Origin of the sequence: Paenirhodobacter hankyongi, assembly GCF_003664585.1 — a bacterium.
GTDB lineage: Bacteria > Pseudomonadota > Alphaproteobacteria > Rhodobacterales > Rhodobacteraceae > Rhodobacter > Rhodobacter hankyongi.
The window spans coordinates 26,280-39,568 of the sequence record NZ_RCHI01000010.1; the positions used below are offsets into that span (position 1 = coordinate 26,280).

Consider the following 13,289-nt stretch of genomic DNA (forward strand, 5'->3'; position numbering starts at 1 on the left):
CGCGCTCAGTCGAGCGCTGTGCCATGGCTGCGGTCATAGCCGTTCGGCGCGGGCGGCTCCCAGCCTGCGGGTGCCTGCTGCGGCCGGTAGATCTCGATCTTCAGCGGGTGACAGGCCGCCGTGTCCGAGCTGTGCTCGGACGAACAGTCGCCGCCCGGGCAAGCCGACAGCGCGCCGCCGAGGTCGATCTCGGCGAAGAATTCGAGAAAATCGCCCGGGCGCACCGGGCTCGCCTTCATGAAATACTGCCCGGTGTCGCGGGTGAAGCCGGTGCACATGAAGACATTCAGCACATCATGCACATGGAATTCGCAGGCATGCTTCATCAGCCGCGTCTCCTCGGCGAGCGCCCGGGTCAGGTTCGAGTGGCAGCAATGGTGGTAATTCTCGCCTCCCGACAGCAGGTAATGCGTGTAGGGGTCGCAGCGGGTGCCGATCACGTCATGCACCGAGCCGCCATGTTCGTCGAACCCGTACCAGTCGAGCGTATCCTCGGTGATCGTCGCCATCGGCCGCAGATAGGGCAGCGAGGACCAGAGCTGATCGCCGGTCGACAGGTGGGTGCCGTGCAGGGCCCGGGTCTTGCCGGAATAGAAGCGTTCGGTCAGATCCTCGAGGTTCCACAGGTTCAGATCACCGACCTGCGGCCCCTCGATCGAGACGATGCGGAAGAAATGCCCGGCCTGAACCTCGAAGAAGCGCGCCTCGCGCGGCGGAACGATCACCTCCTCGAGCAGATCCCAGCCGGGGCGCACGGCGCGATAGCCCGCCACGTCCGGGCGCGGCAGGGTTTCGACAGGGTAGCAGATCACCGGGGGGATCGCCCGTCGCGCGGCGGCATCGGCGGGGGCGGCATGTTCGGGACGGGAGAGTTTCATCACGGCTCCTTGGCTGGTGCGCCATCCTGCCACGGCCGCGGCAAAACAAAAGCCCCGGCGCAACGCCCGGGGCTTCGTTTCGATATCGGTCGGTGCGCTCAGGCAGCCGAGTAATACCCGAACATCTGCTCGATCGGGGTTTCGACAGCGGCGATCGCCGCAGTGGCCGAGACCTCGTCTTCGGGGATGTAATAGGCATAGGCCTGTTCCAGAACCCGCAGCGCCTCTTCGGCCTGTTCGCGTTCGGACGCCTTCACGAATTTGACGACTTTCGACATGGAACTCTCCTGTGGTCGGATTGAGTTCCTCCCTGCCGGTCCATGTAGGGGATCGGGGCGCGTCTGGGAAGGGGCGCGGGCGCAAGGGTGCCATGCAAATGCTGCAGCGCAGCAAATTTGTCGCACCCTCAAAGGCAAGGGCCCCGGATCGCTCCGGGGCCCAGATCTTGTGGTGTCAGGCTCAGACCTGGCGGTTGACCATCATCTTCTTGATCTCGGCGATCGCCTTCGCCGGGTTCAGACCCTTCGGGCAGGTCTTGGTGCAGTTCATGATGGTGTGGCAGCGGTAGAGCTTGAACGGGTCCTCGAGCGCATCGAGACGTTCGGCGGTCGCCTCGTCGCGGCTGTCGATGATCCAGCGATAGGCATGGAGCAGCGCCGCCGGGCCGAGGTAGCGGTCCGAGTTCCACCAGTAGCTCGGGCAGGAGGTCGAGCAGCTGGCGCACATGACGCATTCGTAGAGACCGTCGAGCTTGCGGCGGTCCTCGATCGACTGGCGCCATTCCTTCTCGGGCTCGTTCGTCTTGGTCTGCAGGAAGGGCATGATCGAGGCGTGCTGCGCATAGAAATGCGTCAGGTCCGGGATCAGGTCCTTCACCACCGGCATGTGCGGCAGCGGGTTGATCTTGACGGTGTCACCCTTGATCTCGTCGAGACCGTAGATGCAGGCGAGCGTGTTGATCCCGTCGATGTTCATCGCGCAGGAGCCGCAGATGCCTTCGCGGCAGGAGCGGCGGAAGGTCAGCGTCGGGTCGATCTCGTTCTTGATCTTGATCAGCGCGTCGAGGACCATCGGACCGCATTTGTCCATGTCCAGGAAGTAGCTGTCGACACGCGGGTTTTCCCCGGTGTCCGGATCCCAGCGATAGATCTGGAACTTGCGCACATTCTTGGCGCCTTCCGGCTTCGGCCAGGTCTTGCCGACGCGGATTTTCGAGTTCTTGGGAAGCGTGAACTGAACCATTTCTTATCCCTTCCAGTCGGTTCGGGCGTAAAGCGGCCGCGTCGGCATGCGGCCGGATTTCTCATAGACGCAGCGGTCGAAGCGTGCGGAGGGGTCGTAGTTGCCGCCAAGGCCGATGTTCAGATCGACCTTGGTCCGGGTGCGGAAGCCCCCCGAGGTGGCCCCCATCCCGATCTCGCCGGAGATCGGCCTCTCGGACTGCACCTGCGCGAGGCACTGGCGCTCGGCAATGTCCACCGGCACCGGGGCGCAGGCGGCAAGGCACAGCCCCGCCACCGCAAGCGCCCCATATGCCGCGACACGCCCCATCAGTAGACGCGCGCCTTCGGCGCGATCTTCTTGAGGTCGATCCCGCCCTCGTCCTGCGGCGTCAGCGGATCGACGTGGACCGCGCGGAAGCTCAGGTCCACCGTCGAGCCGTGCACGCGCATGATCGAGTGCTTGCGCCAGTTCACGTCGTCGCGGTCCGGATAATCCTCGTGCGCATGCGCGCCGCGGCTTTCCTTGCGCGCCTCGGCGCCAACGATCGTCGCCAGAGCGTTCGGCATCAGGTTCGTCAGCTCGAGCGTTTCCATCAGGTCCGAGTTCCAGATCAGCGACCGGTCGGTGACGTGCAGGTCGTTCATCTTCCCGGCGACGGCGGTCATCTTGACCACGCCCTCGGCCAGCGACTTGTCGGTGCGGAACACCGCGGCGTCCGACTGCATGGTCTTCTGCATCTCGAGACGCAGCGCGGCCGTGGGCACCGAGCCCTTGGCATTGCGCAGCCCGTCGAAGCGGTCGAAGGCCTTGTCGATCGCCGATTTCGCCGGCGTCGGGATCGCCTTCGCCCGGTCGATGACCTGGCCGGCGCGGATCGCGGCGGCGCGGCCGAAGACCACGAGGTCGATGAGCGAGTTCGAACCGAGACGGTTCGCCCCGTGCACCGAGGCACAGCCCGCCTCGCCCACGGCCATCAGGCCCGGAACGACGGCGTCCTGGTCTTCGGCGGTCGGGTTGATGACCTCGCCCCAGTAGTTCGTCGGGATGCCGCCCATGTTGTAGTGCACGGTCGGCAGCACCGGGATCGGCTCCTTGGTCACATCGACGCCGGCGAAGATCTTCGCCGATTCCGAGATCCCCGGCAGACGTTCGGCCAGCGCTTCCGGCGGCAGGTGCGAGAGGTTCAGGAAGATGTGATCCTTGTGCTCGCCCACGCCGCGGCCTTCGCGGATCTCGATCGTCATGCAGCGCGAGACGACGTCACGCGAGGCCAGATCCTTGTAATGGGGCGCATAGCGCTCCATGAAGCGCTCGCCTTCGGAGTTGGTCAGATACCCGCCCTCGCCGCGCGCGCCTTCGGTGATCAGGCAGCCCGAGCCATAGATGCCGGTCGGGTGGAACTGCACGAATTCCATGTCCTGCAGCGCGAGGCCCGCGCGCGCCACCATGCCGCCACCGTCGCCGGTGCAGGTGTGGGCCGAGGTCGCCGAGAAATAGGCACGGCCATAGCCGCCCGTCGCCAGCACGACCATCTTGGCCGCGAAGACGTGGAAGGTGCCGTCGTCGAGCTTCCAGCACAGCACGCCTTCGCAGGTCTTGCCGTCTTCGCTCATCAGCAGGTCGAGCGCGAAATACTCGATGTAGAATTCCGCGTTGTTCTTCAGCGACTGGCCGTAGAGCGTGTGCAGGATCGCGTGGCCGGTACGGTCGGCCGCGGCGCAGGTGCGCTGCACCGGCGGGCCTTCACCGAATTCGGTGGTGTGGCCGCCGAACGGGCGCTGATAGATCTTGCCCTCTTCGGTGCGCGAGAACGGCACGCCGTAGTGTTCAAGTTCATAGACCGCGGCCGGGGCGGCGCGCACCATGTATTCCTGCGCGTCGGTATCGCCGAGCCAGTCGGAGCCCTTCACGGTGTCGTAGAGGTGCCACTGCCAGTTGTCCGGGCCCATGTTCGAAAGCGAGGCGGCGATGCCGCCCTGCGCCGCCACGGTGTGCGAACGGGTCGGGAAGACCTTGGTCACGCAGGCGGTGCGCAGGCCCTGTTCGGCCATGCCCAGCGTCGCGCGCAGGCCCGCGCCGCCGGCACCGACCACCACGACGTCATAGTGATGCGTCTCGTAAGGATAAGCTGCCATTTGTGTCGTCCCGTATTCAGTTCATCGCGCCGAGCACGATGCCGAGGAAGGTCATCTTCGCCAGCGCATAAAGCGCCACGGCGATCACCAGATAGGCCACCGAATGGGCGGCGATGACCAGCACCTTGCGCGTCGTGCCCGCGGTGTAATCCTCGAGCATCATCTGCGCGCCCTTGGCGAAGTGGCGCATGCCCACGACCACGAGCAGCGCGGTCACGATCGCCGGGAAGGGCCGCGAGAAGGTCGCGATCACGCCTTCCTGGCTCTGGCCGAGGGCACGGCCGAAGACGATCAGGAAGACGGGCACGAGGAAGGCCAGCGCGACGGCGGAAACCGTCATGTACCAGTGGTCTTCGGTGCCGGTATGAGCGGCCCCCTTGCCCACGGCGCGTTTGCGATCGGTCAGGTAACGCATGAATGCCTCCTCAGACCATGACGATGATGACGGTGATGATGGTGAGAACCACCGACCCGATGATGATGCCCCAGCCGAGCTTCTCGGCGGTCTCGATCTCGAGGCCCTTGCCGGCGTCGAAGTAGAGGTGACGCAGGCCGGCGAGATAGTGATACCACACCGCCCAGGCCGAGAGCGTGAACACCAGATCGCCGAACCAGGAGGTGACGATCGCGTTCACGAAGTCGAAATAGCCGGGGCTCGTGGTCGCCGCGAGCAGCCACCAGACCGCGAGAAGCGCGCTTGCGATGAGGGCGTTGCCGGTGATCCGGGTGAGGATCGACGACATCGAGGTCATCTGCGGGCGGTAGTACGGGCCGATCATGAAGGGGGAAAGGGGCCGTTCAACCCGTTTCGTTTCAGCCATTTTGGGTCCCTCTGTCGCTGGGCCCCGTTGGCGCGCCGGTCGAGGGCGGCTGGCGCGGGCGGGGCTGGCCGGATTTGCGCCCCCTGAATAGCGCATATTTCGCCCAAGTCACGAGCCCTGAATCGCGAATTGGCGCTTTCGGGCCGGGAAACGCGCAAAAAAAGTGCTTCGTGATCACAAATTTTCGGCGCGTGATCACGTGATTGCGCTCACACGACTCACCGCGACGGGAACGGACCGGGCCCGCTACGGACGGCCGCGCTGCCTGGGGCAAGGCCGCAGATCCCGGCCCCGGCCGACGAAAGACGGCGGAGCCAAAGCCCCGCCGTCACGCCCACGCCAACGGCGGACCTTGAGTATTTGGGCCAAGAAAAAGCCAACGGTCCTGCTCAGGGGCCCGGGCGTTTTCCTGCGCGGGGGTCACATCGGCATCAGCGCCCAGTAGTCGAGATCGAGCAGCACCTCGGGCGCGTATTTGCCGTCTTCGCCCTTCAGCGCGAACTCGGCCGCGCCCTGCTTGACCGCGACCAGCCGCAGCCGGATCGCGCCGACGCCCGGGGCGTCGGTCTCGGCCTTGTCGAGCACCTCGGACCAGGCCTTGACGGTGTCGCCGGCAAAGCAGGGGTTGGCATGCGCGCCGCCGTTCAGCGCCACGATCATCTGCGCATTGGCAAGGCCGTTGAACGACAGCGCCCGCGCCATCGAGATCACATGGCCGCCATAGATCAGCCGCTTGCCGTCGTCGCGGAAGGTGGCGTCGAAATGCACCTTGGCGGTGTTCTGCCACAGCCGCGTGGCGATCATGTGCTCGGCCTCCTCGATCGTCACGCCGTCGACGTGGTCGATCTTCTCGCCGATCTCGTAATCGCCCCAGCGGTGCGGCTCGCCGGCCAGACCGAAGTCATAGTCGCTGAAGTCGAGGCCCTCGGGCACCACCAGATCCTCGGCCGGCACTGCCTTTTGCAGCGCGGGCAGCACGGTTTCCGGCGCCGGCGCCGACAGGTCGCCCTTTCGCACCATCACCCAGCGGACATATTCGAGCACGACCTCGTCCATCTGGTTCAGCCCGCGGGTGCGGACATAGACGACGCCGGACTTGCCGTTCGAGTTCTCCTTGACGCCGATCACCTCGCTTTCCGAGCGCAGCGTGTCGCCCGGCCAGACCGGCTTCAGCCAGCGCCCCTCGGCATAGCCGAGATTGGCGACGGCGTTCAGCGACACGTCGGGCACGGTCTTGCCGAAGACGACGTGGAAGGCGATCAGATCGTCAAGCGGGCTGCCGTCGAGGCCGGAGGCGGCGGCGAACTCGTCCGAGGAATAAAGCGCGTGGCGCGCCGGGTAGAGCGCGTGATAGAGCGCGCGCTCGCCCTCGGCCACGGTGCGCGGCACGGCGTGGCGGATCACCTGCCCCACCTTGTAATCCTCGAAGAAACGGCCCGGATTGGTCTTCGCCATCATTGCTCTCCCAGCTTCATCTCGGGGTCATAGTCCTTGCCCGGCACGTCCTTGGTGACGGCCTGCGCACAGCGCATCACGCCCTTCGCCGCGTCGAAGGCATAGGCGGGCGAGCCGTGCAGCTCCCAGCCTTTCGACAACGCCAGCGAGACCTTGTGGCAGAAGGCCGAGGTGTCGTCCTCGGTCAGCAGACGATAGAGTTTCATGGATAGGTTCCCAGGAACGGGTTGTGGCCCAGAAGGATGTGCACCCAGGCGATCAGGCCATAGATCAGCAGGGTGCCGATCAGGTTCTTGATGTCGCCCTTGAACGAACCGGGCTTCGGCTTCTTCCAGGGGCCGGCGCGGTTGATCAGCACCATCTCGAGCACCGCCCAGAGCCCGAGCGAGCCGAACATCAGCACCGAGGCCGGGTCGCCGTTCACCAGCAGGTGGGCAACCGACCACAGCACCATGCCGGTCAGCATCGGGTGGCGGATCTTGTCGATCAGCACCGAGCGCGTGCTACCGACCCCGAAGAGATAGATCGCGATCAGCATCAGCGTGTTGTTCGCATGCCCCATGCCCGGCAGCGGGTCATAGAGGTTTTCCTGCGGCCCGCTCATGCGATAGCCGACGATCATCAGCACGACGCCGACGCCGACCAGCGCTGCGACCATCGCTTTCGCCTGCGGCATCATCATCAGATGCCGGCGCGGCGCGAGTCGCTTGAACAGATGTGGCAGCACCCAAAGCAGGATGCCGAGGACGAGAATGCTCATGGGATGCCTCTCAGTTGCCCAGAGCGGCAATCGCCTCCGCCTTGGCGAGGATCTGCCGCGCCGTCACGATATGCAGGTTTTCGACGATCTTTCCATCCACGACCGCGACACCGAGCCCGGCTTTCTCGGCCTCGTCGAAAGCGGCGATCTGGCGCTGTGCCAGGTCGATCTCGGCCGCCGAGGGGGCGAAGGCCGCATTCGCGATCTCGAGCTGGGCGGGGTGGATCAGGGTCTTGCCGTCAAAGCCCATGTCGCGCCCCTGGTCGCATTCGACTTTCAGCCCCTCCTCGTCCTTGAAGGCGTTGTAGACGCCGTCGACGATGATCTTGCCGAAGGCCTTGGCGGCCAGCAGGCAGGTGCCGAGCCCGGCCATCATCGGCAGACGGTCGGCGCGGAAGCGGCTCTGCAGCTCCTTCGCGAGGTCGTTGGTGCCCATCACCATGCCCTCGAGACGGGGGTGCGAGGCGATCTCGGCCGCGTTCAGCATGCCGAGCGCGGTCTCCATCATCGCCCAGAGCGGCACGCCCGGGATCAGGTCGGCGACCGCGTCGAGATCGGACTTGCGCGACACCTTCGGGATCAGGATCGCGTCCACCTTCGCGCCCTCGCGGATCGCGGCGGCAAAGGCGCGCAGGTCGTCACGGCCCCATTCGGTATCGAGCCCGTTGACCCGCACGATGCGCGCCCGCGCACCGTAATCCGCCTCTTTCAGCGCCTTCGCCAGGATCGCGCGCGCGTTCACCTTCTCGTCGACGGCGACCGCATCCTCGAGGTCGAAGATGATCGCGTCGCAGGCGAGGCCCGTGGCCTTCTCGAGCGCGCGCTCCTTCGAGCCGGGGATATAGAGCACCGAGCGATAGGGACGGGACGTGCCGTGAGCGGTCATGATTCTCTCCTCGCAACAATCTTTCGCCAAAGACCACACATCCGACACTTTCGGCAAGAGAAGAATTGCCGCAACGCAGAACCATTCGGCGAGCGCGCATCGGGCGACTCGCCCCCTGCCCTGCCGGTGACCGCGCGCAGCGCGCCCGTCCGTGCCCCGGACAGCGGGAAATTTTCTGCATACAACGGCATGCCGAACCGGTTCGGGCCGCGCCGGGCCCTTGCCAGACGGGACGCGAAGGGCTAACCCTGCCGCGTCAGTTTCAAATCATCCATCCTGACCTTTGGAGGAATCCCATGGCCCGACCCAAGATCGCCCTCATCGGCGCCGGCCAGATCGGCGGCACGCTCGCCCATCTCGCCGCGATCAAAGAACTCGGTGACGTCGTCCTGTTCGACATCGCCGAAGGCACGCCCCAGGGCAAGGCGCTCGACATCGCCGAATCCGGCCCCTCCGAAGGCTTCGACGCCACGCTGAAGGGCACCAACGACTACGCCGACATCGCCGGCGCCGACGTCTGCATCGTGACCGCCGGCGTGCCGCGCAAGCCCGGCATGTCGCGTGACGACCTGCTCGGCATCAACCTCAAGGTGATGAAGTCGGTCGGCGAAGGCATCGGCAAATACGCTCCGAACGCGTTCGTGATCTGCATCACCAACCCGCTCGACGCGATGGTCTGGGCGCTGCAGCAGTTCTCGGGCCTGCCGGCGGAGAAAGTCGTCGGCATGGCCGGCGTGCTCGACTCGGCGCGCTTCCGTCACTTCCTCTCGGTCGAGTTCAACGTCTCGATGAAGGACGTCACCGCCTTCGTTCTGGGCGGCCACGGCGACACCATGGTGCCGCTCGCCCGCTACTCGACCGTTGCCGGCATCCCGCTGCCGGACCTGATCGAGATGGGCTGGACCACCCAGGAAAAGCTCGACGCGATCATCCAGCGCACCCGTGACGGCGGCGCCGAGATCGTCGGCCTGCTGAAGACCGGCTCGGCCTTCTACGCGCCCGCGACCTCGGCGATCGAGATGGCGGAAGCCTATCTCAAGGACCAGAAGCGCCTGCTGCCCTGCGCCGCCTACGTCAAGGGCGCCTTCGGCCTCGACGGCATGTATGTCGGCGTGCCGACGATCATCGGTGCCGGCGGCATCGAGAAGGTCGTCGACATCAAGCTGAACAAGGACGAGCAGGTGATGTTCGATAAGTCGGTCGACGCCGTGAAGGGCCTCGTCGCGGCCTGCAAGGGCATCGACCCGACCCTCGCCTGATCCGGCAAGGATTGTCTCTCGGGAAAGGCGCGGCTCCGGCCGCGCCTTTTTCATTTGGGCTCAGGCGGCGACGAGGGGCGTGGGGTCGAAGCCGAAGCTTTGCGCCGCCCGCGCGAACAGCGCCGCCTCATGCGCCAGCAGCGCCCGGTCGAAGCCCGCGGGGCTCAGGTCGACCGCGCCGACCACCCGCGCCGTCCGCGCCGCGATCTGCGGATCGAAGCGGGCGAGCACCCCCTCGCGCTCGAGCGCCCGGGCCTGTCCGGCATCGATCACCTTCGCCGCCAGCCACTGCGCATGCAGAGCGCGCGCGTTGTGTGCCGCTCCCGCCATCGCCTCGAACTGCAACTGCCGCTGCGGCGCGTGCGAGGGCGGGTTCTTTGCCATCGCGTTCAGCGCGCGGCGCATCATCTTCAGCGCGTAATGCAGCTCGGTCAGCCCGTCGTAATGCAGCAGCGCGAGCTTGGCCGTGCCGTCATAGGGCACATCGCGCCCGCCGCCGTTCCACTCGCGCATCGGCCGGTGCACGCCGACGAACAGCTCCCGCCCCGAGCGCACCGCACATTTGCCGAGGTTGTGCCCGCACAGCCCCTTGTTCAAGAGCGTCAGCGCCGCGTCGTCATAGATCGTCCCGCCGCGCGCCTCGAACCCCCACCAGGGCAGGCGATAGACACCGGTGAAGATGTCGGCCGCCGGCAGATCGTCGAGGTGAGTGCGCTCGGCCACGCCGATCTTCACCCAGCTCGCGCCCGGCCGGACGGCACTCAGCACCTCGGCGACGCTTTCGCCCGTCGTGGGCAGGACGAATTCATCGGCGTCGCAATGCACCAGCCAGTCAAGCTTTGTCGCGGCCAGCATCCGGCTGGCGTGATACTTCTGCCGGCCAAGATGCTTGACCGGGCGAAACCCGTTCGAGAAGGCCCAGCCGTCCTCGCCCGCGTCATGCAGCACCGCGCCCGGCACCCCCGCCAGCAGGTCGCGCGCCTCGGGGTTCGGGCGGTCGAGGCAGATGTGCACCTCGTCGGCGCCAAGATCGAGATGATGCGCCACGAAGGCCGCAATCAGGGCCGCAGGCTCGTCCGCCAGTGCCACCACGCCCCATCTGTCCATGCCCCGCCCGCTCCCTGTTCTGCCGCCCGAAGTCTTTCCGATTCCTTCGCACCGGACAAGCCTCATGCTGCTCCGCAGCATTTGTGATCACGCATTTGAGGGGTGTGATCACAAAGCGCGCTTTTCTGCCGATCCGGGCAGTCGTCACGCATTTATCGGTTTGTTACACGCCCCGAATGTGCCAAACCACCATGCAAATCGCACCAGCATGGGAACTCTGCCATGAACATTCATGAATATCAGGCGAAGCAGCTCCTCAAGAGCTACGGCTGCCCGGTCTCCGAGGGCCGTCCGGTCCTGAAGGCCGACGAAGCCAAGACCGCCGCCTCCGAGCTCGACGGCCCGCTCTGGGTGGTCAAGGCCCAGATCCATGCCGGCGGCCGCGGCAAGGGCAAGTTCAAGGAGCCGGAAGCCGGCGAAAAGGGCGGCGTCCGCCTCGCGAAGTCGGTGGAGGAGGCTGCCGAACTCGCCAAGCAGATGCTCGGCCGCACCCTGGTCACGCACCAGACCGGCCCGGCCGGCAAGCAGGTGAACCGGATCTACATCGAAGACGGTTCGGACATCTCGCGCGAGCTCTACCTCGCGCTGCTGGTTGACCGCCAGACCTCGCGCGTCTCCTTCGTCGTCTCGACCGAAGGCGGCATGGACATCGAGGAAGTGGCCGCCCACACCCCCGAGAAGATCATGTCCTTCTCGGTCGACCCGGCGACCGGGCTGAGCGACTTCCACGGCCGCCGCGTGGCCTTCGCCCTCGGGCTCGAAGGCGCGCAGGTCAAGCAGTGCGTCGCGCTGGTCAAGAACCTCTACCGTGCCTTCATCGAGAAGGACATGGAGATGCTCGAGATCAACCCGCTGATCGTCATGACCGACGGCAATCTCAAGCTGCTCGACGCCAAGCTCGGCTTCGACAACAACGCGCTCTACCGTCACTCCGACATCATGGCGCTGCGCGACGAGACCGAAGAGGATCCGAAGGAACTCGAAGCCTCGAAGTATGACCTGAACTACATCGCGCTCGACGGCGAGATCGGCTGCATGGTGAACGGCGCGGGCCTGGCCATGGCGACGATGGACATCATCAAGCTCTACGGCGCGGAACCGGCGAACTTCCTCGACGTGGGCGGCGGCGCGACCAAGGAAAAGGTCACCGAAGCCTTCAAGATCATCACCTCGGACCCGAACGTGAAGGGCATCCTGGTCAACATCTTCGGCGGCATCATGCGCTGCGACATCATCGCCGAGGGCGTCATCGCCGCGGTGAAGGAAGTCGGCCTCAAGGTTCCGCTGGTGGTGCGCCTCGAAGGCACCAACGTCGAGCTGGGCAAGGAGATCATCTCGAAATCCGGCCTGAACGTGATCGCGGCGGACAACCTCGCCGACGGCGCCCAGAAAATCGTGAAAGCTGTGAAGGGCTAAGAACATGGCAGTCCTCGTCAACAAAGAAACCAAAGTCATCTGCCAGGGCATCACCGGCTCGCAGGGCACCTTCCACACCGAGCAGGCGATCGCCTACGGCACCAAGATGGTCGGCGGCGTGACCCCCGGCAAGGGCGGCTCCGAGCACCTCGGCCTGCCGGTGTTCAACTCGGTCCACGAGGCCGTGGCCAAGACCGGCGCCAACGCGACCGCGATCTACGTGCCGCCGCCCTTCGCCGCCGACTCGATCCTCGAGGCGATCGACGCCGAGATCGAGCTGATCGTCTGCATCACCGAGGGCATTCCGGTGCTCGACATGATGAAGGTGAAGCGCGCGCTGATCGACAGCAAGTCGCGCCTGATCGGGCCGAACTGCCCGGGCGTCATGACCCCCGACGAATGCAAGATCGGCATCATGCCGGGCTCGATCTTCAAGCGCGGTTCGGTCGGCGTCGTGTCGCGTTCGGGCACCCTGACCTATGAAGCCGTGAAGCAGACGACCGACATCGGTCTGGGCCAGTCCTCGGCCGTGGGCATCGGCGGCGACCCGATCAAGGGCACCGAGCACATCGACGTGCTCGACATGTTCCTCGACGATCCGGAAACCACCTCGATCATCATGATCGGCGAAATCGGTGGCTCGGCCGAAGAGGAAGCCGCGGAATTCCTGAAGGAGCAGAAGAAGAAGGGCCGCTGGAAGCCGACCGCCGGTTTCATCGCGGGCCGCACCGCTCCTCCCGGCCGCCGCATGGGCCACGCGGGCGCCATCGTCTCGGGCGGCAAGGGCGACGCCGGTTCGAAGATCGAAGCGATGCGCTCGGCCGGTATCGTGGTGGCCGAAAGCCCCGCCCATCTCGGCGAAGCCGTGATGAAGGCGATCAAGGGCGAATGAGTTCCGGGAGGCCGCGGGAGACCGCGGCCTCCATTCCCACTCCGCAGTGCCGAGCGGGCCCGGCAGGCCCGTTTCGCCCTTCTGAGTGGTTCCAAAGGTCGGACGCGGCCTGAATTCGGAGGTTGAGATGAGAAAAGTGACGTCTGGCGCCCTGGCCTCGGCCATTGCCCTCATGATGCTGGCAGGCTGCAGCGGCGGCCCCGGCAAGGACCCGATCCCGCTTTCGGCATCCGGCCCGATCACCACCTATCCGATCATCGGCACCAGCAAGGTCCCGCAGGGAACCACGCCGACCGGCTCGACCGGTTACGCGGTGGCCAATTCCGCCCGTTCCAACGGCTCCATCGTCGCCGGCACTGCCGCGACCTGCGGGGCCGCGAATGCAGGCGGTGAGTACGAGCTTGCCTGTGCCCAGGCAGCCGGTCAACCGGGCGCTGCCTCCCCCTACAAGTGACG

The 13,289-nt window shown here is 65.8% G+C and carries 16 protein-coding genes; 4 read left to right on the plus strand and 12 right to left on the minus strand.

Annotated elements, in window-relative coordinates; translation table 11 throughout:
- Window positions 1-5 precede the first annotated feature (5 nt).
- The 11 genes from DYS74_RS11450 to DYS74_RS11500 form a co-directional block, all read right to left on the minus strand.
- A complete protein-coding gene (locus tag DYS74_RS11450) occupies window positions 6-878 on the minus strand; it encodes an urea carboxylase-associated family protein (protein WP_121533832.1) in 873 nt (290 codons plus the stop codon).
- Window positions 879-976: 98 nt separating this feature from the next.
- Window positions 977-1,156 (minus strand): hypothetical protein, encoded by a 180-nt coding sequence (locus tag DYS74_RS11455; RefSeq protein WP_121533833.1) that lies wholly within the window; start codon window positions 1,154-1,156, stop codon window positions 977-979.
- Window positions 1,157-1,337: 181 nt separating this feature from the next.
- Window positions 1,338-2,120, minus strand: a complete 783-nt coding sequence (locus DYS74_RS11460; protein ID WP_121533834.1) for a succinate dehydrogenase iron-sulfur subunit — start codon at window positions 2,118-2,120, stop codon at window positions 1,338-1,340.
- Between the two features lie 3 nt (window positions 2,121-2,123).
- On the minus strand, window positions 2,124-2,429 hold the full coding sequence (locus DYS74_RS11465; protein WP_121533835.1) for a hypothetical protein: 306 nt from the start codon (window positions 2,427-2,429) through the stop codon (window positions 2,124-2,126).
- Window positions 2,429-4,237: a succinate dehydrogenase flavoprotein subunit gene (sdhA, locus tag DYS74_RS11470; RefSeq protein WP_121533836.1), complete on the minus strand. Its 1,809-nt coding sequence runs from the start codon at window positions 4,235-4,237 to the stop codon at window positions 2,429-2,431. Before sdhA ends, DYS74_RS11465 begins: the two co-directional genes overlap by 1 nt.
- A 16-nt stretch (window positions 4,238-4,253) precedes the next feature.
- A complete protein-coding gene (sdhD, locus tag DYS74_RS11475; RefSeq protein WP_121533837.1) occupies window positions 4,254-4,652 on the minus strand; it encodes a succinate dehydrogenase, hydrophobic membrane anchor protein in 399 nt (132 codons plus the stop codon).
- A 10-nt stretch (window positions 4,653-4,662) separates the two neighbouring features.
- Entirely contained in the window at window positions 4,663-5,058 is a 396-nt protein-coding gene (gene sdhC, locus DYS74_RS11480) for a succinate dehydrogenase, cytochrome b556 subunit (protein WP_121533838.1), read from the minus strand.
- 420 nt (window positions 5,059-5,478) lie between these two features.
- Window positions 5,479-6,513: a MaoC family dehydratase gene (locus DYS74_RS11485; RefSeq protein ID WP_121533873.1), complete on the minus strand. Its 1,035-nt coding sequence runs from the start codon at window positions 6,511-6,513 to the stop codon at window positions 5,479-5,481.
- Entirely contained in the window at window positions 6,513-6,719 is a 207-nt protein-coding gene (locus DYS74_RS11490; protein ID WP_121533839.1) for a DUF1737 domain-containing protein, read from the minus strand. Before DYS74_RS11490 ends, DYS74_RS11485 begins: the two co-directional genes overlap by 1 nt.
- On the minus strand, window positions 6,716-7,273 hold the full coding sequence (locus tag DYS74_RS11495; protein ID WP_121533840.1) for an NnrU family protein: 558 nt from the start codon (window positions 7,271-7,273) through the stop codon (window positions 6,716-6,718). Before DYS74_RS11495 ends, DYS74_RS11490 begins: the two co-directional genes overlap by 4 nt.
- Window positions 7,274-7,283: 10 nt before the next feature.
- Window positions 7,284-8,159 carry an HpcH/HpaI aldolase/citrate lyase family protein gene (locus DYS74_RS11500; protein WP_121533841.1) on the minus strand — a complete coding sequence of 292 codons (876 nt, stop codon included), beginning with the start codon at window positions 8,157-8,159 and terminating at the stop codon, window positions 7,284-7,286.
- 296 nt (window positions 8,160-8,455) lie between these two features.
- On the opposite strand from DYS74_RS11500, the gene mdh reads away from it, so the two are divergent.
- Window positions 8,456-9,418 carry a malate dehydrogenase gene (mdh, locus tag DYS74_RS11505; RefSeq protein WP_121533842.1) on the plus strand — a complete coding sequence of 321 codons (963 nt, stop codon included), beginning with the start codon at window positions 8,456-8,458 and terminating at the stop codon, window positions 9,416-9,418.
- 60 nt (window positions 9,419-9,478) lie between these two features.
- Here the strand turns inward: mdh and DYS74_RS11510 are convergent, their stop codons facing one another.
- Complete coding sequence (locus DYS74_RS11510) at window positions 9,479-10,525, minus strand: glycosyltransferase family 2 protein (protein ID WP_183077514.1); 1,047 nt, start codon at window positions 10,523-10,525, stop codon at window positions 9,479-9,481.
- Window positions 10,526-10,747: 222 nt separating this feature from the next.
- On the opposite strand from DYS74_RS11510, the gene sucC reads away from it, so the two are divergent.
- The 3 genes from sucC to DYS74_RS11525 all read left to right on the plus strand — a co-directional run bounded on the left by sucC (window position 10,748) and on the right by DYS74_RS11525 (window position 13,287).
- Window positions 10,748-11,941: an ADP-forming succinate--CoA ligase subunit beta gene (gene sucC, locus DYS74_RS11515; protein ID WP_121533844.1), complete on the plus strand. Its 1,194-nt coding sequence runs from the start codon at window positions 10,748-10,750 to the stop codon at window positions 11,939-11,941.
- A gap of 4 nt (window positions 11,942-11,945) precedes the next feature.
- Complete coding sequence (gene sucD / locus DYS74_RS11520) at window positions 11,946-12,833, plus strand: succinate--CoA ligase subunit alpha (protein ID WP_121533845.1); 888 nt, start codon at window positions 11,946-11,948, stop codon at window positions 12,831-12,833.
- A 127-nt stretch (window positions 12,834-12,960) separates the two neighbouring features.
- Window positions 12,961-13,287 (plus strand): hypothetical protein, encoded by a 327-nt coding sequence (locus DYS74_RS11525; RefSeq protein WP_147435494.1) that lies wholly within the window; start codon window positions 12,961-12,963, stop codon window positions 13,285-13,287.
- Window positions 13,288-13,289 lie beyond the last annotated feature (2 nt).